Raw genomic sequence first — 24627 nt, forward strand, 5'->3', positions numbered from 1 at the left:
AAAAAAAGGCGAGTATATCATTTCTCGCCCTTTCTATTGATTATTTCTTTAGAAAACTTTTTCTTTTGATAACAGTTTTTACCTGATAGATGTTTCAAGCTTATTTCTCTTCCGTGGCTTTGTTTTTCGGTTCTTTTTTAGCCAGTAGCACAACGTTGTACACGTATTCTGTCATCCACTGCTCTGAATACCCCAGACGCTCTTTATACTGGCGGACTGCCATAGCCGTCTTATGTACATCGTCCTTTTTCCATACGGTCTTGGTGCAGACGTCATGTACGGTCTTTTCGGTCATACTGCGCAGTGCACCTTTAAAAACTGAGGGAACGCGGAACTTCCACTGCATCAAGTTGCCCATCAACATCATCAGGTCTTGTGAGAAGCCTTGATACATAAACAAGTATGTCTGCACATCATTCTGCGTGCGGCAATGTTTTTTTACGGAGGCATCGATTTCCTTGAAGAAGTTTTCACTCAGTCCATAGTCCTGCATCAGCATTTTGCGTGAAGCAGTCTTTTCGGCTTGTCCCAGTCGTCCGCCCTGAGTCGGTATTTTGAACAGGCGTTTGAAGTTGGCTACATCCGGTACGAAACGAATGTTCGTAATGCCTAGATTAGCGGCAATCACGGACTGGAAATAAACGCGTGTCAGTGACACGAAATCTTCCACGTTTTTGGAGGAAGTACCCTCGGAATTCTTTTTAAATAGTTTGGCAAATATACCCATCTTATTTATGATTTATGATTTATAATTTATAATTGCCGGGGCAATTGCGGTTGCAAAAGTACGAAATAAGTTGATTTACACCAACAATTGTATAAAATCATAATTTATAAATCATAAATCTCTTACCAGCACTCTATGTCATTTTCTACCTCTTTGAGACGGTCTTTTGTGAAAACAGGGTCTTTGATACCCGCCCGTTTCTGTGCATGGTAGTCTTCCAGCAGTTTGAAAGCGTATTTACCGAGCAGGCTGATGGCAATCAGGTTACAGAGCGCCATCAATCCCATGGTGACATCTGCCAGACTCCAGGCCACATCCAGTGCGGCGAGCGCGCCAAATAGCACCATGCCACCTACCAGAATACGGTAAAAGTTCAATATCCATTTCTTACGGGTAAGATAACGTACATTGGCTTCTCCATAATAATAATTACTCAGAATGCTGCTGAAGGCGAAGAAGAACAAAGCAATAGCAACAAAAATGCTTCCTGCTGAACCTATCTCATTCGTTAGTGCCTGTTGCGTAAGTTGTACCCCGTTGGTAGAGCCGTCCAGTGGCGCACCACTGAAAAGTATAATGAACGCGGTGCAGGTACATATAATTAATGTATCGGTGAAAACGCCCAAGGTTTGTATCAGCCCCTGCTTTACGGGATGTGTGACGTGTGCGGTGGCTGCCACATTGGGAGCGGAACCCATACCTGCTTCATTGCTGAACAATCCCCGCTTGATGCCTTGCATCAATGCAATACCTACACCACCACCCAATACCTGTTGCCAGCCGAAGGCATGGCTGACGATGAGTTTGATAACGGCAGGAAGTTCGGTGATATTGATAGCTACAATAATCAGTGCCAAAGCAATATATCCCAATGCCATAATGGGGACAATGATACTGCTTACTTTAGCAATGCGCTGTACACCACCAAAGATAATAAGCAGCGTGGCTATGGTAATAACCCCTCCTACAATGGCGTGGTCGAAACCGAACGCATGTTCAAAAGCTGCGCACAGTGTATTGCTTTGCACGGAGTTGAAGGCGAAGCCGAAAGTTATCGTAATGAGTACGGCAAATACAGTACCCATCCACGGTTGTTTCAATCCTTTCCGCATATAATAGGCGGGACCGCCAATGAAAGAGTCTTTGCCTCTCACCTTATATAATTGTGCCAATGTGGACTCTACGAATGAACTGGCAGCACCAAACAGGGCAATGACCCACATCCAGAACACTGCTCCCGGTCCGCCTACAGCGATGGCGGTGGCTACACCCGCCAGATTGCCCGTACCTACGCGGCTGGCAATGGAGATGGCAAATGCCTGAAATGAAGAGATATGCTTTTCACCTGGCTTGCCGTTTGTTCCTGCTGAGTCACTCAGTAAACGTACCATTTCACCTATCATGCGGAACTGTACGAAGCGGGTTTTCAGCGTGAACCAAAGGGCACATCCCAAAAGCAGAGCGATAAGGATATAGGTCCAGAGAATATCGTTGATTGAATTGATTATATTCATGCTATATTGTTTTATATTTACTTGTTTAATGATAAACAGTCGGTTCTTCTGTCTGAATTTATGATTCTAAGGATTACAAAAGATACGCTTATAACTGATTGATTGTGAGTGTGCTATATTGAGGCTGTCTCAAGTAACGACTGAGGTACCCTAAGGTAACGACAGAGGCACCCTCAAGTAACGACAGAGATACCCTAAGGTAACGACTGTGTCCGGCTCCTCTTTTCTGTAAATAACTTTCTACTCATCCCCAAGAAATAAAAGTCAGGATTGAGGAATAATCATTTACTTTAGCCTGAAGTGAAACTTATGACCTTCAAATACTGGTTCTACAATATCAAATCGGATGAACTTGGCAAGTAAATGTTCCGCTGCACGTCGGGAAAGGCGTGCCAGCCTGCAATACCTGTTCAGCGATAGACTGTTATTTTCTTCCAACAAGTCAAGCAACAACTGTTCGCGCTCTGTATAAGTTATCAGCTCTCCCCGCGGACTGCCACATTGCTGCCATACACGCAGATGCACCGGTGTGGCAAGTATATTCTCGTCCTTGATGCGCAGATAAGCCAGCGGTTTTCCTGTTTCATCCTTGGCATATACGGGTTTTTGCAGACTTTCCTCAATCTGCACTACCAGCACGCTGCGTCCTTCCGCCTGAAAGGTCCGCATGGTATAATTCACTTCCGGCTGACAGTACATTTGCGCTGCCGCCTCTATCATATATTGTTCCTCGTCAGAGCGAACTCCGGCGATCTTTCCGTTATCTTTAACTCCGATCAGCAACCGCCCGCCGTCCGTATTGGCAAAGGCGGAGAGCGTTTTCGCGATCTTACGGGCATCGGAAATCTCAAATTTAAAGTCCTGCCTTTGGTGTTCGCCTTCGGCTATGAGCATGTGTATGTATTCCGTATCTGTAAGGGGTTTCATACCTGCAAAAGTAGATAAAAAACGCCAGAGGACGCCTTTTTGTGCTATTTTTGCGGATTATTTCAAAAAAAATATTGTTTTTCTGCATTTATTTCAAGAAAGAGTGTATTTTTGCCAGACATTATTAACGAAGTAATATTAATAAGAAAAGGATTATGAAAGAATTAGTTGAAAAAGTTGCTGAATTGTATGCAGCATTCGAGAAAGATGCAAAAGCTCAGATTGAAAATGGTAACAAAGCTGCCGGTACTCGTGCACGTAAGGCTTCTTTGGAAATCGAAAAATCAATGAAAGCATTCCGCAAAGCATCTTTGGAAGCTGCTAAATAATAAGCACGCTTACTGAAAGAATTGAAAGACCGTCTCAATGAGAGCGGTCTTTTTTGGTTTTACAGGTATGAAGATACTCTGAATAGTTATTCATTATTTAACTTCCCATTATTTGTTTCCTTCTCTTCGAATTGCTAATTTTGGCCCAATTATAAGTTGTGTAGTGGATATGAATGAAAACGTCCTCAATAAACTGAAAATACTGGCGGAGTCGGCCAAATATGACGTCTCATGCTCGTCTAGCGGTACCGTGCGTTCCAACAAATCCGGTATGTTGGGTAATACTGTCGGTGGTTGGGGCATTTGCCATAGTTTTGCTGAGGACGGACGTTGCATTTCACTGCTGAAGGTGATGTTGACGAACTATTGCATTTACGACTGTGCATATTGCATCAATCGTCGCTCTAATGATTTGCCGCGTGCTACGCTTTCTGTCAGTGAGTTGGTAGATCTGACGATGGAGTTCTATCGCCGCAATTATATAGAAGGATTATTCCTGAGCAGTGGTGTGGTGCGGAGTCCGGATTATACCATGGAACGCTTGGTGCGCGTGGCAAAAGACTTGCGCACAGTGCATCGTTTCAATGGCTATATCCATTTGAAAAGTATTCCCGGAGCCAGTCGTGAACTGGTGAATGAAGCGGGGCTGTATGCCGACCGCCTCAGCGTCAATGTAGAAATACCGAAAGAGGAGAATCTGAAACTTCTTGCCCCGGAAAAAGACCATAAGAGTGTATATGCACCGATGCGCTATATTCAGCAAGGCGTACTGGAAAGTTCGGAGGAACGGAAAAAACACCGTCATGCACCACGTTTTGCTCCTGCCGGACAGAGCACACAAATGATTGTAGGGGCTACAGCGGAAACGGACAAAGATATTCTTTTTCTTTCATCAGCTCTTTACAAAGGACCTACAATGAGGCGTGTTTATTATTCTGGTTATATCTCTGTGAATACGTATGATACGCGTTTGCCCGCCCTGAAGCAGCCACCGCTGGTACGTGAAAATCGCCTGTATCAGGCAGATTGGCTCATGCGCTTTTATCAGTTTAAGGTGGAAGAGATTGTGGATGATGCATATCCTGACCTGGACTTGGAGATTGATCCTAAACTGTCGTGGGCCTTACGCCATCCGGAGCAGTTTCCGGTAGATATCAATCGGGCGGATTATGAGATGTTATTGCGCATTCCGGGGGTAGGAGTGAAGTCGGCAAGATTGATCGTGGCATCCCGTCGTTTTTCTAAGTTAGGTTTCTATGAGTTAAAGAAGATAGGAGTGGTGATGAAAAAAGCGCAGTACTTTATTACTTGCCATGAACTCCCTATGAAGACAGTGAATGAAATGACTCCGCAAGCAGTGCGCAGTTTGCTGATTACGAAGCCGAACAAGAAGAAAGTGGACGAAAGGCAGTTGTTGCTTGATTTCCGTGACTAAGAGAGTTTTTTTCCATGAATATATTTGTTTTTGATAGTACTTTCGAGGGCTTACTGACTTCTGTTTTTGAAGCTTATTCCCGTCGTGTTTTTCCTGATGCATTGTTTCCGGAAGGAGAGCCATTGCCTTTATTTCATGATGAAGTTTTCACGGTAATCACTGAAGAAGAAAAGGCGAAGCGAGTATGGCGTGGTTTGCAGAAGAAACTTTCTTCCGGTGCTCTGTCTTGCCTTGCCCAATGTTGGCTGGCGGAGGAACAGGAAACTCCGATACTTTTGTTCCGCTATATTCGTAAGGCAATTGATGCTCCCCGTTCCATTGAAACCAATTTTGCCGATCCGGATGTGCTGGAATTCTCGCGTATGTGGAAGCGGGTGGATTGGGAACGTCTTCGTATGCTCCAGTTTATTCGTTTTCAGAAAGCTGCCGACGGCACCTTCTTTGCTGCGGTAGAACCGGAAAAGAATGCTCTACCACTGGCTATCGATCATTTTAAGGATCGTTTTGCCGATCAACCTTGGCTGATATATGACATAAAACGGGCGTATGGCTTCTATTATGATTTGAAAGAAGTACGTCAGGTTACTTTTGAAGAAGGTTCACGCGAGGGCCATCTGGTCACAGGTATGCTGGATGAAAGCCTGATGGACGAGGACGAAAAACTCTTTCAGCAACTATGGAAGACGTACTTTAAAGCCATCTGTATCAAAGAACGGCTAAATCCGCGGAAGCATAAACAAGATATGCCTATACGTTACTGGAAACACATGACAGAGAAGCAGTAACAAGATCATTCGATTTGTTCTACTGTCACATCCGGCCATTCCTGCATAAGTGACAGCATGTGTCCTTCGTCATTACTCCGCTTGGATTTGATAATCATAGTCACTATATACCTTTCTGTATCTCCGAAACCTAATCTTTCCATTTTGTAGGAGACTAACATATAATTTCGGGAGTTAAAGCGATCGGATACTTCCTTAAGGATATCCTTATTTCCGGTAGAGAATGTTATCATGGAGCTTTTCATCCCTACACTTTTGAACAGGATGCTGAGCAGTTCCAATCCTGCCAGAGTGAGCAGGGTAGCGGCTATACTTATTACATACATTCCGGCTCCAACCGCCAGACCGATGCCTGCTGTAGCCCATATTCCGGCAGCAGTAGTCAATCCTCTGACTATTTGCTTTTGTAATATGATGGTACCGGCACCGATAAAACCGATACCGCTGACTACCTGGGCCGCTACACGACTCGGGTCCAGCGAGACGCTGTTTTCTTTGATAATGTCCTGAAAGCCATATTGGGAAACAATCATGATGAGGGCACTGCCCAATGATACTAAAAAGTGAGTACGGTATCCTGCTTCTTTGGCACGGTATTCTCTGTCCAGGCCGATGATGGCACCTAAGATGCCGGCTACTAATAGTCTGAGTACGAAATCGAAATCTAATGTCATATTGGCTCCTTTCTGTGTTTTAAGTTACTGTACTTTTTCTTTCGGCTTGCCCCGAAAGAAAAAGATACCAAAAAGAAAGAGGCAATGGCAGTGTCGGAGTAGCTCCGGAAGTGCAGCCTTGAGTTTTTCTTTTGGTATCTTTTCTTTTGTCTCAAGACAAAAGAAAAGTACTTAATTTATAACCCATGCCCTATTATGCGGCACAGTCTTCTTCGGATCATAGTGCATTCCCGCCTGTGTCGGTATTTTAAGAACGTATGTACGTCCGCTTTTGTTTTGTAAAGAACTATCGCGCAGCCATGGGTTGGCATCCTTCAGTTGGGCGTAGGTAATACCTTTACTCTTGGCAAATTGTGCCAGATTGTCGATACTTGTTGTTACATTGATCTCTGTATAGGGAATGACAGGGTAAAGATGTTCCCGTTTCAGTAAAAAGCCATAGCGCTGCGGATTACTGATGACGGCTTTAGCGGCAAGCAGACGGAACATGTAACGGGAAGTTTCTTCTACAAGCCAAAGGTCTACGGCTTGATCTACGAGCTGTTTTTTCAGTTCAGAGGAGATGCGGCCTTGTCCACCATTGTAAGCAGCGGCTACGCAAAGCCAGTTACCATATCTTTGGTAGGCATCTTTCAGATACTGGCATGCGGCACGGGTGGCTTTTTCCACGTGATAACGTTCGTCGATATTGGGGTTTACTTCAAGGCCGAATTCGCGTCCGGTAGTTTGCATGAACTGCCACATTCCGGCTGCTCCTGCCGGACTACGGGCAAGGGTGTTGAGGTTACTCTCTATTACGGCGAGGTATTTGAAATCGTCGGGTACACCGTTTTCCTTCAATATGGGTTCTATGATGGGAAAGAAGCGGTTCGCACGCTTGATGGTGAGCATGGTGGTGGAGTGCATATAGGTGAACGACATTTGTTCACGGTCCATGCGTTCACGATGATCGTAGCGTGTCAGGTCAATTTCCTGTCCGGCAAAGGTGATTTTATCCGGTACGGAAGGGGAGGTGACACAATAGGGAACTTCGGATTTAACGGATTGCTGTTCAGGATCTATCGTGCTGTGCCCAAACAGAAATGGAAGTGCGGCACCGGCGCATAGAGCAACTGAGGTAACTATTAGGATATGTATTGAGTTTTTTTTCATTTTCAAAAGTTTGTTTGGTTCGAGGTCGAATATACAATATTTACGGGAATGAGGCAAGAACTATGGTGTCTTTACAACGAATCTTAGTTCTTTATAGGCAATCTTTCCCATAACCACCGGGGGATCATTCGCCAGAAAAAGACAACTACACGGTATCTACCGTCAATCACAATGACCCGTTTTTTCCGGTTCAAGGCATGGACGATACTCTTCGCTACCTGATTGGCTTGCATAAGCATGGGGAACTTGCCACTTTTCAGTAAGTCGGTAGCGACGAAACCCGGGCGTATGTCTGTGAAATGGATATTCAAGTGTTGCATCCGGGAGAGTTGTGCCAAGGCTTCGATGTAAGTATTCTGGAAGCATTTCGTTGCGGAATAGGCCGGGGCGATGCCCAATCCTTTGGTGCCTGCAATGGAGCTGATGACAGCGATATGCCCACCTCCTTCGTTTTTGAAGTGATTGAAGGCGGCGGTCACCATGCGGGTGAATCCTTCTACGTTGGTACGGGCGGTATTTAGTTCTATTTCCGGTTTCAGGTCTGGGTTCTGACTTCCTATGCCGGAGCTGAGGAAGAACAAATCCATGCCACCTAACTTCCGGATAAGTGTCTCCAGTAGGGTAGGGGCATCTGGATCTGTTACGTCCAGACGTTGGATTTCGATTTGCCCGGGGGCGGTGGCTTGCAGTTTCTCCAATGCTTCTTCCCGTCTTCCGGCAATACCGATGTGCCAACCTTGCTGAATTAGCAGTTTGGCAACTTCTTCTCCTATGCCGGAGGTGGCTCCTATAATAATGGCTCGTTTCATAATTACTGTATTAGTAGTTTGTTAATTGCATGTGCAGGATGGGAAAGGGCTTGCCTTGTGCATCTGTTTCATCCCGGCTTATTACTTCAAAGCCTCTGTTACGGTAGAAGCGGAAAGCCTGTTCGTTTTGTTCGTTGACATCCACTTTGCGGAAACTTTGTTTTCATATATTTTATTGTCCGATGACGGTTGCTACTATTTTTCTTCCACCGCCATGATTGCGGAATTCACAGAGGTATATACCTTGCCAGATACCCATATTCAGTCTACCATCAGTGATAGGTATGCTGAGACTATTACCTGTCAGAGTCGATTTAGCATGGGCGGGCATGTCGTCATCTCCTTCACAGGTATGCATATAGTAGGGTTCCCGTTCTTTCACCAGGTGGTTGAAGATGGCTTCCATGTCCGTCTGGACATCCGGATCAGCATTTTCATTGATGCTAAGTCCGGCAGAGGTATGCTTGATGAACAGATGTAAAAGTCCGGCTTGCGGCAGACGCGGCAGGTTACGTATTATTTCATCCGTTATCAGGTGAAAGCCACGTGTACGGGGACGTAGGGTAAATTCTCTTTGAGTAACAAAAAATTGTTCCATTTTATATATTTCTATGCGTTATTATTTACCGATATGATTTAGTATGAAAGTCTTTCTATTCTTTAGGGGCTTTATCAAGTGATGATCCGCAATACTTACAGAACTGTGCACTTTCTTCGTGTCCTCGCCTGTGACAGTTGGGGCACTCTCTTGCTACATTCTTTTCATGTCTTTTCATCAGCGATACGGAAACTATGCCGGTGGGTACTGCAATAATAGTGTAACCTATCAGCATGACACAACCCGAAAGGAATTTCCCCAAGGCGGTGACAGGAGTTATATCTCCGTAACCTACGGTGGTAAGGGTGACGCAGGCCCAATAAATACTGTTGGGAATATTGCTGAACTGTGTATTGGGTTTTCCTCCTTCAATCATGTACATCACTGTTCCGATAGATATCACCAGAATCACCACAAACATAAAGAAAACTGCGATTTTCTTGCTACTGTCTCGTAGTGCTGTCAGTAGCATTTGCCCTTCCATCCAGAAATTGAATAACTTGAAAACGCGGAATATCCGTATCAGGCGGAATGCCCGTATAATAAGCAGATAGCGTGCTCCGGGAAACAGGAAAGCGAGATAAAGCGGCAGTGTAGCCAGCAAGTCGATGATTCCGAAAGCACTGAAAGCGTATTTGGAAGGGTTGGGCGAACAATACAACCGGGTGATATATTCGAAAGTAAAGAAGGCGGTCAGTAAATACTCCATAACAATGAATGGAGTTTTCAGCCATACCGGTAATCCTTGCAGGCTTTCCAGGATAACAAGTCCCACACTAAGCAATATGCACCAGATCAGGGTAACGTCGAATAGCTTCCCGGCAGGTGTGTCAGCTTCGAATATGATGACATATAGTTTTCGCTTCAAAGCCTGATTATGCATCAGTTCTGTGAATTTATCTTTCAGTTTCATGTTTCACAATGTTTGTTACAAAAGTAGGAAAACCTTTCCGAATGAGAAAAAGGGTACTTGACTTTTTGTAACTTGCTGGAATATGGAGTATATTTGTTACCTGTTTTCACGATTTAAAAGTAAACAACCATGAATCGAATAATAACCTTCGTTATCGGGGTTTTGTTCATCATACTTAAAATAAAGAGCGTATGAATAAAGTATGTGTAGTAACAGGTGGAGCTGCCGGTATCGGTCGTTGCATTGTCGAGATGTTTGCGGAATCGGGATATACGGTGTATTTCATTGATAAGACACCCGAGGCGGTGGAACAGGCGGAAGGAAAGATGTCGGAAAGAGGGCTTTCGGTTACAGGCTTTGTCGGAGATATTGCCGAGGAACAGACGCTGCGGGATTTTGTAGACTTTGTCTTATCCATAGAAGATCAGATTGACTGTCTGATAAATAATGCTTGCCTGACAAATGGAGGAATATTGGGCAACTGTTCGTATGAAGACTTCCTGTATGTGCAACGTGTGGGAGTAGCGGCTCCTTATTTCCTGGCTTTGTCGTTTAAAGACTATTTCAGTGGTGCAGGTGCTATTGTGAATATATCTTCTACCCGTGCTTTCCAGTCGCAGGCTAATACGGAAAGTTATACGGCAGCCAAAGGTGGAATAACGGCTCTGACTCATGCGCTTGCGGTCAGTCTTTCGGGAGTTGCCCGTGTGAATTCTATTGCTCCCGGTTGGATTGATACGGGAAGCTATCATGAAGAGGATTATGTGCCGGCATATACGGAAGGAGACATCATGCAGCATCCCTCGCAAAGGGTAGGAGAACCGGCTGATATAGCCCGTGCAGTTCTTTTCCTTTGTGACGAACGGAACTCCTTTATCAACGGGGAGAACATTACGATTGACGGAGGCATGAGTAAACTAATGATTTATCATAATGATTATGGTTGGGATTATCAACCGTAGAAACTATTAAATATAAAAAGAGAATAATGGAAAAAGTAATTATCAACTCGTACGAGGAATTTGAAAAGCTGGTAGGCCAGCAGATTGGCGTTTCTGATTATGTAGAACTTTCGCAAGAGCGCATCAATATGTTTGCAGATGCTACGTTGGACCATCAATGGATACATGTAGACACGGAACGTGCAAAAACAGAAAGTCACTTCAAGACTACCATTGCGCACGGTTATCTCACTTTGTCTATGCTTCCGCATTTGTGGAACCAGATTATTGAGGTAAACAACCTGAAGATGATGGTTAATTACGGTATGGAGCAGATGAAGTTCGGGCAGGCGGTGTTGTCGGGACAAAGCGTGCGTCTGGTGGCGAAGTTACATTCGCTGGCAAATCTGCGTGGTGTGGCGAAAGCAGAGATTAAGTTTACAATTGAAATAAAGGATCAGCCTAAGAAAGCGCTTGAGGGGATTGCAGTGTTCTTGTATTATTTCAATTGAGGTATCCTTTTCTCCATTGGGATTAACTTATATCTGTAGGGTTATGAATTAATTCACCACAGAGTAGCACTGGGTATCACAGAGTTTAATCAATTTGAAATCAAAAGAATAGAACTCCGTGAGACTCTGTGTTACTCTGTGGTGAAAACTCATTTCTGCACAGATATGAATTGATACTCCTTCTTATTTCTTCCTAATATATTCCTGCCACAAATGCCGGATAGCCGCCACCGGATGATAGAACAACATTCTCGGTCCTGCCCATCTCATCACTACTCTCATCCGTTCTCTCATTTCCGGCTTATAGCAATGCACGGTACAAATCCGACAAGTTGATTTCCCGTCTCCGAACGGACAACGTGAAAGCCGTGTCTGCGCATACTCCAACAATTCCCTGCATTGCGGGCACAGTGTTCCGTTCCCCTCTTTCTTCCGGCAGTAGAGGCGAATCATCTGTTCTACGGTTTGCTTTTCATTTTCGATGCGAGAGTGTTTCATATAAGTTCCAAATGTTTTAATCGTGAGCGGATAGCCCCTTTTCCCGTTCGAAAATATCAGATAGCTCTGCAATTGTTTTTCCTTGATTGTATAATGTTGTCAAGTAGTTATCAGCTTTTTCTTCCCAGGGCAGATAAGCATTTCCGTATTTTTCTTTTTCAGCAGATACACTTTTCTTCTCTTTGGGTAGCATTTTTGCCAATTGAACGATGTGTCTGATGAACTCTGTTTTCCCTTCCGTATATGCCTCTCTGTCATGCTCGTACTTCTCTTTTAATTTCTTCTTGAGTTCTCCGTAATCATGAGCTACATCCGGGTGAGTTTGGAGGTAGTGGCAGAAAACAGGCTCATCCCAATGTCCGACATATCTTACGTGGATATGATAAGCCTGTCCCTGAAACCCCTGTAGGGTATATCCTTTCATGAACATCATGTGCGGGGCAGGTTTTTGAGGCTGTGGAGAATAAATATAACCTATGCTCTCCAGACTTTTGATTAATTCGTTGGTGTTGGTTTCACCATTGATTTCTAATAATATATCTATGGTTGGCTTTGCGATTAGTTGTTCGACGGCAGTACTTCCTATATGGCCAATGCGGTAGATGTTTTTGCCAATAGTATCGTAAAGTATTCTTTCTTCCTGATCGTATAATTTAGCCCAGTCTTTCTTATGCTCAGTCAAGATGATGGGAAACAATGTTCCTAACTCTTCATCGGACATTTCTGTCAATTGTTTCATAACGGGATTCGTTTTTATTTGTGTTGTAAAAGTACGCTTTTCCTGGTAAAGGGGGACATTATTACGGGCTTTTTTTATGCTTCGGCAGGTTATTCTTTTGTCTTTTCTTGCCATCGCATTGGCAAGATGTTGGCAATTAATTCTGCCAGCGTTTCAGCTTCGGAAACTCTTGCTTCATCATGGCAATTGCCTCTTCTTTAGTCACTTTCTGTTCCGAGTCTTTGTTGAATTCCTCAACAAACTGAGCACAGTGTTCTATCATTTCGTCCATGGTGCAGTCCTGAGTGAACTTTCCATTCTGATAACAGTAAGTACAGTAGTCTGCGCTGAGGCTACCGTCAGCATTTGTTCCGCAAACTTCATTGGATGTCAGCGGCATTCCGCAGCTCTGGCAAAATTTCATTTCCATAATTGTTCTTGATTTTAGAGTTTTATAAATATGTATTCTTATTTCAATTGCAGCAATTTCTTTAGCAATCCTTCATTCAGTAGATGCACAGTCTCGAACTTTCCGTTATAGAATACCGCCCAATTATTGAAGATGCAAGGCAGTTGCTTGGCTTTCTCCAGTGTATCGACTTCTATCAACCGCAAAGGTATCTGATTATTCTCGCAATAATTATAAATCTGCTCGATGCAGTTGGGGATGTACGGACATTGCATACCATAATATATAGTCAGTTCTTTGTTTCCAATAATCTGTTTCCGTGCATCCGTCGTGAATTGCGGTTGGCTGCTGTCAAGGGAAAGGGCTAATAATTCGTATTCGTCATGAATGGCATCCACTACCTTGAAGCCATATTTCAGCATAAATTTCTTGTCGGACAAGAAAGGCTTCTTCTTTTTGGAAGACAGCACACAGATACCCGATTTTCCTTGTGCCTTGGCATCGTCAATGCACGATTGCAACAAAGCTTCTCCATATCCTTTTCCCTTGTAGCTACCTGCCACCCACAGGCAGTAGATATACAGATAGTTATCCCCCGTTACAGGCACCCAAGCCTTTTCCAGCGGGGCATACTCGATAAACACCTTGCCTTGTACATCCAGTTTGCGGAAGACGTGCCCTTCTTTGACGCGTTCTGCCAACCAGTTCCGCTTATCATTTACACCTGTTTGATGCTTCTTATCAGAAATGGCGCAACATAAATGTTCGCTCATAACGTTATCCGGACTCAATGTGATAAATTCCATATTATTCTTTTGGTATTGGTATATAGATTTTTGTTATCCATTCTTGCTGATTTTGAGATAAACCATGTCCCGCAATTGTTTTCCGTCCTCATACATGGGATGGTCGTAGTTCTTGATGAAGAAATCGGGTATACGGTGGGAGTAGGTGAAGCCGCACTGTTCGTAAAACGGTATGGTATAGGTACTGTCTCCCGTGCCCACTAACATCGTCTGATAACGGTCCTTGTAGTGTTCCAGCAAAAACTTTATTAACCGTGTTCCATATCCTTTGCGTTGATAATGCGGATAGGTTGCAATGTTCTTTATTTCGTAGGTTCCGTTCCCTTCGTCGGTGATTACACAGGCGGCTTTTAAGTCTCCGTCGTAGAGGGCGAACATTTCTCCGCGTTCCAGATAGAGGTCAATCATGGATTCCTGTTCGTCTGCGAGAAGGAGAAGTTCGAGGAATTCTTTCTTGTTCTTTAAGATAGGTACGATGTTAATCATGACAGTATTGACTGAATTGTTTTCAAATTCCCCAAAGATAGGCAATTGAAACGAGACGGACAATTTTCTTGTGTTAATTGGCTGTCAACTGATAAATTCTCATTTATAACATTATCGCCGATGATTTGAATTATCTTTCGTTGATTTTCCACCTTTTCAGCGTATGAGAAATTATCTTTCGTTCGATTGAACGAAAGATAATTGATATTATTTGGCATGAATACGTCTGTGCGGTAATTTCGTGGCAAACAATTCAGTATTCATTATACAAAAGACAGGAGACGACGAGTATGAAACCAACAGAAAAACAAAAGTACACCGCCCCCGCCATCGAGGTGATACGGATGGAAAGCGAGGGAATTATGGCAAGTAGTCTGGGCGACATGCCGCAAAGACCTTGGGGCAGTAGCACCGGCCGCACCCGTTCCACCGGCTATGGCCGCGCCGCATCCGGCAGTGACCTGGAAGACCTTATCAACGATATTCTCACCATTGAAAAATAAGCGCTATATGAAGAAAATCATCATACCTTCCATCCTCTTCTGCCTGACAATGGCGGCAGGATGCAGCCAGGACGAACCGGCAATGGAAACTCCCGATAACGGCAACGCCCCGGGAAAACAGATAACCGTCACCGCCGCCATGCCCGGTACGGGAGTAGATACTCGCCTGATATACGAAGACCAAACCAACGCGGAAGGCAACGGAAAGCTCATAGTGAAGTGGGCGGCAAGTGGCGAAAAGATATACCTTTATAATAGGACTAGAGAAACGTCATCCATCCTTGAACAAAAAGCAAGTTCACTCAGCTCGGATGGCAAAAACACCGAATTCACCGGGAATTTGCCTGCGGGAACAGAAACGGGCGATGAACTGTACGCCTGTTACCAACACGGCTTGCCCGACATGAACTTTACTCTCACGAAAGTTCCGGCTGACGAAGCCTCCGGGTGGCCGGAAATGGCAAGTTTGCGCATCCCCGACATCACAAGCGACGGAACTCCGGAGAACATAAAGCACACCATCTGTGCCGAGGCCACCTATCAGGGAGAACCCACCGTCAGCTTCAGCTTCCTTCCCCTGACGGCGGCGCTGAAACTTACCATACAGGGAATACCCGCCGGAACAACCATCACTGGCCTGCAACTGAGCAATGTGTCTCGTGCGGCAGACGTGCTTCTGTACTCCCTTCCTCCCGTCTACAATTTCTATTCAAATGAAATACCCATGGAGAAAATAGAAAACCTCTCCCTTACCTCATCGGATAATGTTTTCTATACTGCCCTCGTGCCCTGTTATATATCCGAGATGATGATGATAACCGCCACCGATAGCGAAGGGAAAAAGTATATAGCCGCCCTGCCCACTATCATGATAGAAGCGGGAAACGTATACGTGGCAGAAGTAACACTGAAAGATGTAGTACCCACCGAACCTATCGATGTGGACCAGTATGCCTCTACTGTTGAAGTAAAGGCCGCTATCCAAGCCATCCTCAATGCCGACGTCACCGAAATCAAGCTCAAGGGCGACCTTGCCAAGACGGGAATGGGCGGTACGAAAGGTACATTTGCCGATAATACACAAATCACGAAATGCGACCTCACCGGAGTGACGGGCTGGGGGACAGAGGCAACACTGCCCGACCGCGCCTTTAAGGATTGCACCGCCTTGAAGGAGGTGAAGTTGCCCGATGACGTGCGGGTAATCGGAGAGTATGCTTTTGTCCGCTGCGCTGCGCTGACTGCGGTGAATCTTTCGCAGATTACCCGGATTGATAACGACGCGTTTAATGAATGTACTTCATTGGCGGAACTCGCGATGGATAATGTGACGGCGATAGACGATGAGGCTTTCTACGGATGTACGAGTCTGCAAACGCTCAAAATACCGCAGTGCACCCGGTTCGGCTATTATATCGTTACGGGATGCAGCTCTCTTACCCGGATAGAAGCCACCGCCGCCGGTAATTTCGTTTATATAGATGATGCCGGCAGAACAATAACCGAAACTGTTTTTCAGAACAAAACCCATTCCGGAGAAAAGGCATTTAATTCCGCCGAGTGTACCCTCGTGCTGAACGCCGACAAGCAAGCGGGTGGCAGTGCCGTCCCCACAATCTCCGACGGTAACAGATGGTCTTCCGAATACATTATTTGGAAAAGCATCGGCTTTCAATGATTGACATCGGGGGGCATTCCCTCTCCCGACACGGAATAAGCCTTTTCCCGAAGTTAAGCTTTGAGGCGGTCAAAGTTCAACATTGGCATCGTCAAAGTTCAACTTCGGCACAGTCAAGGCTCAGCCTCCTCCGGGAAGTTTCACTTGCCCGGAGTAATAGTGGTGGGAGGAGACGGAACAGATAATAGAGCAACAATATATTCACTTTAAAAACTTACAATTATGGCATTTGGGAAAAAGCACGGTTTGTCCGTGCTTTTTTTGTTCCACATACCCCAGAAGTGTCTGAGAAGGGTGTACTGTAATGTAATCGGGACAAAATGCAATAAAGTCAGGACAAAATGCAATACCGGCGGATTGCAAATTATAGGCGATCGAAAGATTTTTTAGCTTCGGAGCGGTCACCGGACTCTTTTTCATTCTGCATTTATAACTTTGCGTTCAGATAAAGGTTGTATTCTTTCAATAAAAAATCATCGGGATTCTTTAAGCTTACAATGTAATTTAGCAGATTTTGCTCTTGAAGTTGGTCATATAACTTCGCAAACGTTTGGTCTTTTCTCAGTAAATCTTTAGAGATAAACGTCTTGAACATAAAAATACGTTCTTGCCAGCTAATAACGTCTCCGATTGCATATCCGTCTTGAGAACTTAGTGCACATTTATCCCGCCCTGAGCCTAAAGCAAGAATAAAGCCTAAATAATTATTCTTTATATATTGGTTAATAAGTTCTTGTTTGCCAATCGCGGCACCCTTTAAAAACCTTGAATGATAGCGGGAGAAAAAATGAGGAGGGAAAATATAGATGTTATGATCGCCGGCAATAATGTATTCGTAAACATAAGTTCCTTCTTCGGTTTGCACCTGGGATATAGCGATACACGCGGCATCCTCGGCCAACTTTTTGGTTATTGCATAATAGAATATAAACCAATCATTATTTGTTGTCTTGCTGAAATAGTGAATCGGATTAAATATCATCGGCAAATGAAGGCTTTTAATAATCGCCCTGCGTATTTTTGAATCATAATTTCTTCTGAGGTAAGGAACTATGTTCTCGAATATGTCGTTTTGCATCTCCCTTCTAAGTGCGAAGGGATTCATTGTTCTTGTTATCATTTTTTTAGTGATTGATATTGCGGCCGCAAAGGTAACCAAAACAAACTGCAATTAATCAGGTTAATATGAATTTCAACTACTGATTGGCATGAATAACTATTTTATATCGGGTTTGTTGTATATTGGGGATAAACCTGTATCTTTGTTACATTAAAAAACAGAGCGTTATGGACAATATAGTAAAGCTGACCGAAACCTATTGGGAAATGCTAAAGTCACTGAATGATGATATAAAATTGCGATTAGCCACCCGGTTGACCGCTTCTGTTATTGCCGGTAAAGATGCCCGCAAAAACAGGACTGATGAGATGATAGAAAAGCATCTCGGTAAATGGAAGGATGAAAGAAACTATTGATTGTATTATGGTCACGGAAAATGTGAAGCATCTTAATAGGATAGAGAATATTCAAATAGAAAATTGGATTACTTTTTAAAATAGCAGGAGGACAGATTATGGACCCAATGAAATACATAGTACCCGGCAGAAAACGTCTCCCTTACGGCATGATGAACTTTGCGGATATTCGCCTCGACAATTATTATTATGTGGATAAAACCCGCTTCATCCCCATGATAGAGGAGGCGGACCGCTTCTTCTTCTTCATCCGCCCCCGCCGCTTCGGCAAGAGCTTGACGCTGAACCTACTGCAACATTACTACGACGTGCACACCCGCGACCAGTTTGAGGCACTCTTTGGTGACCTCTACATCGGGCAGCATCCCACACCGGACCGCAACAGCTATCTGGTGCTATACCTCAACTTCTCCGGCATCACCGGCGAGTTGAACAATTACCGCAAAGGACTGGATGCGCATTGTGGAATTACTTTCGAGAACTTCTGTAAAATATATGCCGACCTTCTGCCGCAAGGCACTTTGGAAGGTCTGTGTGCCGTGAGCGGAGCCGTGGAACAGTTGGATTACCTTTACCAGGCCTGCGAATGTGCCGGACAGAAAATGTATCTCTTCATCGACGAGTACGACCACTTCACCAACGCCATCCTCGCCGACCCCGAAAGCCTGCACCGCTATACCAACGAAACGCATGGCGAAGGTTACTTGCGTGCTTTCTTCAACAAAGTGAAAGCGGGAACTTACTCCAGCATCAAGCGTTGCTTCATCACCGGTGTAAGCCCCGTGACGATGGACGACCTCACCAGTGGATTCAACATCGGAACCAACTATTCTCTCACGCCGGAGTTCAACCAGATGATGGGATTCACGGAAGAGGAAGTGCGGGAAATGCTGACCTACTATTCAACCACCAGCCCCTTCAATCACACCGTTGACGAGTTGATAGAAATCATGAAGCCGTGGTATGACAACTATTGCTTCGCACAGGAGTGTTACGGTGAAACCACGATGTATAATTCAAACATGGTGCTCTACTTCGTTAAAAATTATATAATGCGTGGCAAGGCACCACAAAATATGGTGGAAGATAACATTCGCATCGACTACGAGAAACTGCGCATGCTCATTCGCAAGGACAAGGAGTTTGCCCACGATGCTTCCGTCATTCAGACGCTGGTGAGTCAGAGCTATATCACCGGTGAACTGAAGAGTGGCTTCCCCGCCTCCAGCATCACCAACCCCGACAACTTCGTGAGCTTGCTCTACTATTTCGGTATGCTCACCATCAGCGGAATGCATAGAGGAAAAACCAAACTGACCATCCCCAATCTGGTGGTTCAGGAGCAACTCTATACCTATCTTTTAAACACTTACAACGATGCAGACCTGAGTTTCAGCAGCTATGAAAAGAGTGAACTGGCAAGCCAACTCGCTTATGATGGCGACTGGCAAGCCTACTTCGGCTACATTGCCGACTGCCTGAAGACGTATGCCTCGCAACGCGACAAGCAGAAGGGCGAGTTCTTTGTTCACGGCTTCACCCTTGCCATGACCGCGCAGAACCGCTTCTACCGCCCCGTCTCCGAACAGGACACGCAAGCGGGCTATGTAGACATCTTCCTCTGCCCGTTGCTGGACATCTACTCCGACATGACGCACAGTTATATCGTGGAGCTGAAATATGCCAAGTACAAAGACCCCGAAACCCTTGTGGAAAAACTCCGTCAGGAAGCCATCGCCCAAGCCAACCGCTACGCCGATACGGATACGGTGAAGCGTGCCATCGGCAACACCCAGTTGCACAAGATTGTGGTTGTATATAAAGGTATGGAAATGCGGGTGTGCGAAGAAGTTATTTAATCAGCCGTTATGGATCAGGTATCATTCCGAAATGAAGTATATAGCGTAGTCGCCTCCATCCCTTCGGGGCGCGTACTGACGTACGGGCAAATCGCTTATCTTGTAGGTCGCCCCCAGTGCTCACGCATGGTGGGACAGGCTATGCACAACGCTTCCGAAGAACGGAACCTCCCTTGCCACCGGGTGGTAAACAGCCAGGGACGACTGGCACCTTTCTGGCCGGAACAGCGCGAACTATTGGAAAAGGAAGGTGTCGTTTTCAGAAAGAACGGATGCGTTGACCTCAAGGCATGTGGCTGGGAAATCTTGAAAGAATCTATTTCTTAGCAAAGATGTTGATAATCAACGAGCAGCTCGTCAACAAAATACCTGTCCCTATCACTCCCGTCCAACCGAAATATTGCCACGAAGTTCCGGCAAGGAAAGTCCCCGTGGAACCTCCGATGAAGTAAGTAGTCATAAAAATCGTATTGATGCGGTTGGAGGCTTGCGGACAAAGGGCGAATGCACTTGTCTGGTTGCTAAGCTGAATGCATTGCATCCCTATATCTATCAATAATATACCGGCTATGATGCCTACATAGCTGTATTGCCCCACATACAGGGTGATCCATGCACTGATAATCAGCGTACAACCTATGTAAGTAAGCCGTTTCACTCCGAGAATGTGTATGTATTTGCCGATGGACGATGCCGTCAGTGCTCCGGCTATGCCACAAAGCCCCAACATACCTATGATATTGTTTCCCGCAAAGAAAGGCGCTTGCTCCATCTTAAAAGCCAGACAACTCCACATGGCGAGGAAGGAACCGAATGAAAAACCTGCACGTAGCGAAAAAATGCGTAGCTGGGGGTATTTCCTGACTAAGGAGAACAGGGATTTCATTAAGCCGAAGTATGTCCCCTGGAAGTTGGAAGGGAGGTCCGGAAGTATCCTGATGATGACGATGAGGCAGACAATCATCAGTCCGGCGGCAACGAAGTAGATGAAACGCCAGCCCATGTATTCGCCTACGATGCCGCTCACTACGCGCGAAGCCAGAATACCGGTCAGCAATCCCGAAAGGATGATGCCCACATTCTTCCCTTTGGTTTCGGGGGTGGAGTATTGCGCCGCAAGGGGCATGAACACTTGCGGAATGACGGAACATGCACCTGTCAGCAGGGAGGCAAAAAGTATCAGGTGGATGTTGGGAGCCAGGGCAATGGTGAGCAGGGAGACCACCAGCACGGAGATATTCACAAGGATGATGTTCCTCCGGCGGTATAAGTCGCCCAATGGAATGATGAAAAGCAATCCGAGCGCATAGCCTATCTGCGAGAACATGGCTATCAGATTGGCGGTGAACTCGCTGATGTTCAGATCGCGGCTGATACGGTTCAGTAAGGGTTGATTGTAGTATATATTAGCCACCGTTACTCCTGAAATGATGGCGAGTGTCCAAAGTAAGGACGACGGTATTCCCTGATTTTCCTTTAGTTCCTGTTTCATGCCGCAAAGGTAACCATTTCATGAAAAACGAACGCATATATTATCAATGATTCATATAGAAAGGCATCAGGCGGTGATAGGCTTTCAGATATTTCTTCAATCTACTGATTTCTTTTTCCCCTATGCAGGGCATACGACGGACGTCCATATTATCCGTCAGATCGTGAATCTTAACGGCAATCGCGAGGGGATTGGTGGCGCATCTTCCGATGTATTCCTCGTAGTCTTCTTCATCGGATAGCTTGGTGACGCACCGCACGGCTTCGATGATTTCATCCGGGAAACCCTCTTTCTTCAGGTCTTCGCACGTCCATTCCGTGTCTTCCACTACATCGTGGAGAATGCCGACAATCTTTTCTTTCAGGTCACGTCCCATATTCATGACGCGGATGGGGTGGTGCAGGTACTCCTGTCCGTATTTATCTTTTTGTCCTTTATGAGCCTCGGTGGCGAGGGCGATGGCGTGAGAGAGAAGATGATTGTCCATAAGATTTTTTTTAGAAGTGTTCGATACAAAGTTACTGAAATCTGTTATTTAATATAGAGAGTCTTGTTATTTATTTATTCACCCAATAAAGGAAACAGATTATGAATATAGAACATTATCCCGAGAAAAAAGTTTTTCAGACAACGGTGGATGGGGAAACTGCCCGTCTGATGTATCATGTCACTTATGGTGCGCTGGATGTGCGCCATACGATTGTTCCCGATGAAATCAGCGGGAGAGGCATTGCCTCTGCTTTGGTAAAAGCGGCCTATGACTATGCTTTGGCTAATGGATTGGCGCCGGTGGCAACCTGCTCTTATGCCGTGGTTTGGCTGGAAAGACATCCCGAATATAATGGAAAAACAGGAAAGGATTATGCCGGAGAAGGGACGTGTGCACTCTAAATTGATTTTGCCATCTTCGGATTTTTTTCTATCTTGCTTCCGTTTTTAATCATCATATAAAGAACAGATATGAAAAAATATATTGGAGCGCACGTGAGTGCAAGTGGTGGAGTGGAAATAGCTCCCGTTAATGCCCATGAGATAGGTGCGAATGCATTCGCCTTGTTCACAAAGAATCAACGGCAATGGGTAGCCAAACCGTTGACGGAGGAAAGCATCCGCGAGTTCAAGGGCAATTGTGAGAAATTCTCTTTTGATGCCCGCTATATCCTGCCTCATGATAGCTATCTGATTAATCTGGGGCATCCGGAAGAAGAAGGATTGGAGAAAAGCCGTGCCGCATTTCTGGATGAGATGCAACGTTGTGAGCAATTAGGTTTGCAACTCCTGAACTTCCATCCGGGAAGCCATCTTAATAAGATTTCGGTGGAGGAATGTCTGGATAAGGTTGCCGAGTCCATCAATATTACATTGAGCAAAACGAAAGGGGTAACGGCCGTTATTGAAAATACGGCAGGGCAGGGTAGCAATGTAGGTAATGAGTTTTGGCAATTGAAGCATATCATCGACCGGGTAGAAGATAAATCACGTGTAGGGGTATGCCTGGATACTTGCCACACCTATTCGGCAGGTTATGATATAGTAGGGGAATATGATAAAGTATTCCGTGAGTTCGACGAGGTAGTTGGCTTCAATTATTTGCGGGGCATTCACTTGAATGATACGAAGAAAGCGTTGGGTAGCCATGTAGACCGCCATGATAGCATCGGGAAAGGTATGTTGGGAATTGATTTCTTCAAGCGTTTTATGAAAGACGAACGTTTCGACAACATGCCTGTCATTCTGGAAACACCGGATGAAACGCTTTGGGCGGAAGAAATAAAGTTGTTGCGTAGCTTTGAATAATTGTCTACAATTACTTAATTATTTTGAGTTCTTTGTTATACTCGGAGTATCCGTCATGCTGAGCGTAGCCGAAGCATCTCCTTCCTGTGTATAAATAAGGAGAAGAGATGCTTCGGCTACGCTCAGCATGACGGATAGTACTAATAATCAAAAGTAATCAAAAGCCGTTATAGCTATTTATTGATTCACCTTCACATTATCCCATTCAAACGATGAGATCACCGACTTATCGCAATCTCCATTCTTCGCCTTGATATTCAGATTCTCGAACTTGAAATTTGACAATTTGTATTGTTCGGATGCACTTACGTTGAAGAATACATCACAATCAAAATCAATATTGCGCATCGTCACATGGTCTGAGTAGGACATCGGAACATCCTTCCGGTCCTTGAGGTCAAAGAATTGTGTCCATGGCTTGACGTAGAGGAAGCTCTTGGCATTTCCTTTGATGTCTTCAACAAGAATATACTCGTAATTCTGAGGAGTGTCGGCACGCATTTTCAACCATAGCAAGCGGCTTGCTTGATTGATTGTGCAACGGCGGAGGATAATATTACGGTTATGAATAGACTCGCTACCACAAGTCAATGCACTATGGCAGAAACCATATGTACAATCTTCAATGATAATGTTGGTGTTGCTTCCGTTATTGGAATCCTTATCAGCCCAGGGACCTTTTCCACCTTTCAGAGCAATGGCATCATCGTTAACCGAGAGATAGCAATTCTTAACCAATACATTGCTACATACATCAATATCAATCGCATCCGAGCTGGGAGCCTTGACCGGGGCGGCCGGAGAGAAGATATATAAATCCAGCAATTTCACATTATTACATTTGTAGATATGCGTTGTCCAGAACGGAGAATTGATGAGACGTACTCCTGAAATCTGTACATCATCGCTATTGGAAACGTGCACCAGTCGTGGGCGCAACTCATCCATATTGGTACATTTAGGAATGACAGAACGGCGCAACCAGAAAGATTTCCAGTAGCGCAGACCGTTACCGTTGATTGTGCCTTTACCGGAGATGGTGAAACCGTTGACTTTGTCAGCATTCACCAGTGCGGCGAAATACTTCAGTGATTGCCCTTCTATGCGGGTATTGATAATGGGGAAATTGCTGATGTCATCGCTACCTTTCAGTACGGCCCCTTCTTCCAGATAAAGATGGGTTTTCGGTTTGAAGAAAAGCGCACCGCTCAGGTAAGTACCTTTCGGGATGATGACCACGCCACCACCTTTGGATGAAGCCTGGTCGATGACTGCCTGTATCTTTTCTGTTTGGAGCAGGGTGCTGTCATTCACAACGCTATAGTCTGTAATCTTGTACTTTCCACCCAGTGTTTCAATGTTTACGATTTCGTTTTGTCTGAACCAGTCCGGAATAGGAGTTCCGTCAGGAAAATTCTCTTGTGCGAAAGAGGACAGACAGAATAGTAAACTACATGCTAAAGTTACGAATTTCATGGTTTTAATCATTAGTTGGTTAATAGTGCTTGATCGGATAGATTTATCCGTTTGCAAAAATAATCAATATAATCCGGATATGATGGGTGTGAAAAGGCTCAATTCCTAAGCTA

General features: G+C 44.9%; 29 protein-coding genes and 1 pseudogene. 12 read left to right on the forward strand and 18 right to left on the reverse strand.

What is annotated here, in order from left to right:
* Positions 1 to 100 precede the first annotated feature (100 nt).
* From VYM24_RS13105 to VYM24_RS13115, 3 genes are all read right to left on the reverse strand, one after another.
* Positions 101 to 727, reverse strand: a complete 627-nt coding sequence (locus VYM24_RS13105) for a hypothetical protein (protein ID WP_291553939.1) — start codon at positions 725 to 727, stop codon at positions 101 to 103.
* A 122-nt stretch (positions 728 to 849) separates the two neighbouring features.
* The gene (locus VYM24_RS13110; protein ID WP_330940219.1) at positions 850 to 2241 is read right to left on the reverse strand and encodes an alanine/glycine:cation symporter family protein; all 1392 of its coding nucleotides are present in this window, start codon (positions 2239 to 2241) and stop codon (positions 850 to 852) included.
* Positions 2242 to 2526: 285 nt separating this feature from the next.
* Positions 2527 to 3168: an AlbA family DNA-binding domain-containing protein gene (locus tag VYM24_RS13115; RefSeq protein WP_291553937.1), complete on the reverse strand. Its 642-nt coding sequence runs from the start codon at positions 3166 to 3168 to the stop codon at positions 2527 to 2529.
* A gap of 155 nt (positions 3169 to 3323) precedes the next feature.
* Here VYM24_RS13115 and VYM24_RS13120 point away from each other — a divergent pair, with 155 nt between their 5' ends.
* The 3 genes from VYM24_RS13120 (at position 3324) to VYM24_RS13130 (ending at position 5717) form a co-directional block, all read left to right on the forward strand.
* A complete protein-coding gene (locus VYM24_RS13120) occupies positions 3324 to 3497 on the forward strand; it encodes a histone H1 (RefSeq protein WP_007213067.1) in 174 nt (57 codons plus the stop codon).
* 169 nt (positions 3498 to 3666) lie between these two features.
* Entirely contained in the window at positions 3667 to 4932 is a 1266-nt protein-coding gene (locus tag VYM24_RS13125; RefSeq protein ID WP_330940220.1) for a putative DNA modification/repair radical SAM protein, read from the forward strand.
* Between the two features lie 14 nt (positions 4933 to 4946).
* Positions 4947 to 5717, forward strand: coding sequence for a TIGR03915 family putative DNA repair protein (locus VYM24_RS13130; RefSeq protein WP_299089841.1), 771 nt, complete (start codon positions 4947 to 4949; stop codon positions 5715 to 5717).
* 5 nt (positions 5718 to 5722) lie between these two features.
* Here the strand turns inward: VYM24_RS13130 and VYM24_RS13135 are convergent, their stop codons facing one another.
* The 6 genes and pseudogenes from VYM24_RS13135 to VYM24_RS13160 all read right to left on the reverse strand — a co-directional run bounded on the left by VYM24_RS13135 (position 5723) and on the right by VYM24_RS13160 (position 9863).
* Entirely contained in the window at positions 5723 to 6391 is a 669-nt protein-coding gene (locus VYM24_RS13135; RefSeq protein WP_330940221.1) for an MgtC/SapB family protein, read from the reverse strand.
* Between the two features lie 171 nt (positions 6392 to 6562).
* On the reverse strand, positions 6563 to 7543 hold the full coding sequence (locus VYM24_RS13140; RefSeq protein ID WP_007666030.1) for a lytic transglycosylase domain-containing protein: 981 nt from the start codon (positions 7541 to 7543) through the stop codon (positions 6563 to 6565).
* 83 nt (positions 7544 to 7626) lie between these two features.
* Complete coding sequence (locus tag VYM24_RS13145) at positions 7627 to 8352, reverse strand: SDR family NAD(P)-dependent oxidoreductase (RefSeq protein ID WP_130069768.1); 726 nt, start codon at positions 8350 to 8352, stop codon at positions 7627 to 7629.
* A gap of 10 nt (positions 8353 to 8362) precedes the next feature.
* Positions 8363 to 8515 (reverse strand): annotated as a pseudogene (locus VYM24_RS13150) (GNAT family N-acetyltransferase); the annotation flags it as partial.
* Positions 8516 to 8524: 9 nt separating this feature from the next.
* On the reverse strand, positions 8525 to 8950 hold the full coding sequence (locus tag VYM24_RS13155) for a secondary thiamine-phosphate synthase enzyme YjbQ (protein ID WP_138291999.1): 426 nt from the start codon (positions 8948 to 8950) through the stop codon (positions 8525 to 8527).
* A 55-nt stretch (positions 8951 to 9005) separates the two neighbouring features.
* Complete coding sequence (locus VYM24_RS13160; RefSeq protein ID WP_299089829.1) at positions 9006 to 9863, reverse strand: ion transporter; 858 nt, start codon at positions 9861 to 9863, stop codon at positions 9006 to 9008.
* 191 nt (positions 9864 to 10054) lie between these two features.
* Between VYM24_RS13160 and VYM24_RS13165 the strand changes: the two genes are divergently transcribed.
* Both VYM24_RS13165 and VYM24_RS13170 read left to right on the forward strand, forming a co-directional pair.
* Entirely contained in the window at positions 10055 to 10825 is a 771-nt protein-coding gene (locus VYM24_RS13165) for an SDR family oxidoreductase (RefSeq protein WP_288243044.1), read from the forward strand.
* 26 nt (positions 10826 to 10851) lie between these two features.
* Positions 10852 to 11316 carry a MaoC family dehydratase gene (locus VYM24_RS13170; protein WP_007666016.1) on the forward strand — a complete coding sequence of 155 codons (465 nt, stop codon included), beginning with the start codon at positions 10852 to 10854 and terminating at the stop codon, positions 11314 to 11316.
* A 183-nt stretch (positions 11317 to 11499) separates the two neighbouring features.
* Here VYM24_RS13170 and VYM24_RS13175 read toward each other — a convergent pair whose 3' ends face one another.
* The 5 genes from VYM24_RS13175 to VYM24_RS13195 form a co-directional block, all read right to left on the reverse strand.
* Positions 11500 to 11814 carry a nitrous oxide-stimulated promoter family protein gene (locus tag VYM24_RS13175; RefSeq protein ID WP_288529678.1) on the reverse strand — a complete coding sequence of 105 codons (315 nt, stop codon included), beginning with the start codon at positions 11812 to 11814 and terminating at the stop codon, positions 11500 to 11502.
* 16 nt (positions 11815 to 11830) lie between these two features.
* Positions 11831 to 12553 carry a GrpB family protein gene (locus VYM24_RS13180; protein ID WP_288529676.1) on the reverse strand — a complete coding sequence of 241 codons (723 nt, stop codon included), beginning with the start codon at positions 12551 to 12553 and terminating at the stop codon, positions 11831 to 11833.
* 136 nt (positions 12554 to 12689) lie between these two features.
* Positions 12690 to 12962: a zinc ribbon domain-containing protein gene (locus tag VYM24_RS13185; RefSeq protein ID WP_007666010.1), complete on the reverse strand. Its 273-nt coding sequence runs from the start codon at positions 12960 to 12962 to the stop codon at positions 12690 to 12692.
* 38 nt (positions 12963 to 13000) lie between these two features.
* Complete coding sequence (locus VYM24_RS13190; protein WP_195209873.1) at positions 13001 to 13747, reverse strand: GNAT family N-acetyltransferase; 747 nt, start codon at positions 13745 to 13747, stop codon at positions 13001 to 13003.
* A gap of 33 nt (positions 13748 to 13780) precedes the next feature.
* A complete protein-coding gene (locus VYM24_RS13195) occupies positions 13781 to 14233 on the reverse strand; it encodes a GNAT family N-acetyltransferase (protein ID WP_138292005.1) in 453 nt (150 codons plus the stop codon).
* A gap of 290 nt (positions 14234 to 14523) precedes the next feature.
* On the opposite strand from VYM24_RS13195, the gene VYM24_RS13200 reads away from it, so the two are divergent.
* The gene (locus VYM24_RS13200; protein WP_299089810.1) at positions 14524 to 14736 is read left to right on the forward strand and encodes a hypothetical protein; all 213 of its coding nucleotides are present in this window, start codon (positions 14524 to 14526) and stop codon (positions 14734 to 14736) included.
* A 7-nt stretch (positions 14737 to 14743) separates the two neighbouring features.
* Positions 14744 to 16414 carry a leucine-rich repeat domain-containing protein gene (locus tag VYM24_RS13205; protein ID WP_330940222.1) on the forward strand — a complete coding sequence of 557 codons (1671 nt, stop codon included), beginning with the start codon at positions 14744 to 14746 and terminating at the stop codon, positions 16412 to 16414.
* A 427-nt stretch (positions 16415 to 16841) separates the two neighbouring features.
* Here the strand turns inward: VYM24_RS13205 and VYM24_RS13210 are convergent, their stop codons facing one another.
* On the reverse strand, positions 16842 to 17534 hold the full coding sequence (locus tag VYM24_RS13210; RefSeq protein ID WP_230372577.1) for a hypothetical protein: 693 nt from the start codon (positions 17532 to 17534) through the stop codon (positions 16842 to 16844).
* 167 nt (positions 17535 to 17701) lie between these two features.
* On the opposite strand from VYM24_RS13210, the gene VYM24_RS13215 reads away from it, so the two are divergent.
* The 3 genes from VYM24_RS13215 to VYM24_RS13225 all read left to right on the forward strand — a co-directional run bounded on the left by VYM24_RS13215 (position 17702) and on the right by VYM24_RS13225 (position 20076).
* Positions 17702 to 17890 (forward strand): hypothetical protein, encoded by a 189-nt coding sequence (locus VYM24_RS13215; protein ID WP_138292009.1) that lies wholly within the window; start codon positions 17702 to 17704, stop codon positions 17888 to 17890.
* Between the two features lie 98 nt (positions 17891 to 17988).
* Positions 17989 to 19749 carry an AAA family ATPase gene (locus VYM24_RS13220; RefSeq protein ID WP_330940223.1) on the forward strand — a complete coding sequence of 587 codons (1761 nt, stop codon included), beginning with the start codon at positions 17989 to 17991 and terminating at the stop codon, positions 19747 to 19749.
* Between the two features lie 9 nt (positions 19750 to 19758).
* Complete coding sequence (locus VYM24_RS13225) at positions 19759 to 20076, forward strand: MGMT family protein (protein WP_330940224.1); 318 nt, start codon at positions 19759 to 19761, stop codon at positions 20074 to 20076.
* On the opposite strand, the gene VYM24_RS13230 is transcribed toward VYM24_RS13225, so the two are convergent.
* Both VYM24_RS13230 and VYM24_RS13235 read right to left on the reverse strand, forming a co-directional pair.
* The gene (locus VYM24_RS13230) at positions 20066 to 21241 is read right to left on the reverse strand and encodes an MFS transporter (RefSeq protein ID WP_330940225.1); all 1176 of its coding nucleotides are present in this window, start codon (positions 21239 to 21241) and stop codon (positions 20066 to 20068) included. The genes VYM24_RS13225 and VYM24_RS13230 overlap by 11 nt on opposite strands.
* 43 nt (positions 21242 to 21284) lie before the next feature.
* Positions 21285 to 21728 (reverse strand): HD domain-containing protein, encoded by a 444-nt coding sequence (locus VYM24_RS13235; protein ID WP_009128806.1) that lies wholly within the window; start codon positions 21726 to 21728, stop codon positions 21285 to 21287.
* Between the two features lie 101 nt (positions 21729 to 21829).
* Here VYM24_RS13235 and VYM24_RS13240 point away from each other — a divergent pair, with 101 nt between their 5' ends.
* Together VYM24_RS13240 and nfo are read left to right on the forward strand one after the other, a co-directional pair.
* The gene (locus tag VYM24_RS13240; protein ID WP_330940226.1) at positions 21830 to 22132 is read left to right on the forward strand and encodes a GNAT family N-acetyltransferase; all 303 of its coding nucleotides are present in this window, start codon (positions 21830 to 21832) and stop codon (positions 22130 to 22132) included.
* A gap of 69 nt (positions 22133 to 22201) precedes the next feature.
* A complete protein-coding gene (nfo, locus tag VYM24_RS13245) occupies positions 22202 to 23038 on the forward strand; it encodes a deoxyribonuclease IV (RefSeq protein WP_330940227.1) in 837 nt (278 codons plus the stop codon).
* A gap of 177 nt (positions 23039 to 23215) precedes the next feature.
* Here nfo and VYM24_RS13250 read toward each other — a convergent pair whose 3' ends face one another.
* Positions 23216 to 24514 carry a rhamnogalacturonidase gene (locus VYM24_RS13250; RefSeq protein WP_299089790.1) on the reverse strand — a complete coding sequence of 433 codons (1299 nt, stop codon included), beginning with the start codon at positions 24512 to 24514 and terminating at the stop codon, positions 23216 to 23218.
* Positions 24515 to 24627: the final 113 nt, after the last annotated feature.

The organism is Bacteroides sp. MSB163 (assembly GCF_036416795.1).
GTDB lineage: Bacteria > Bacteroidota > Bacteroidia > Bacteroidales > Bacteroidaceae > Bacteroides > Bacteroides maternus.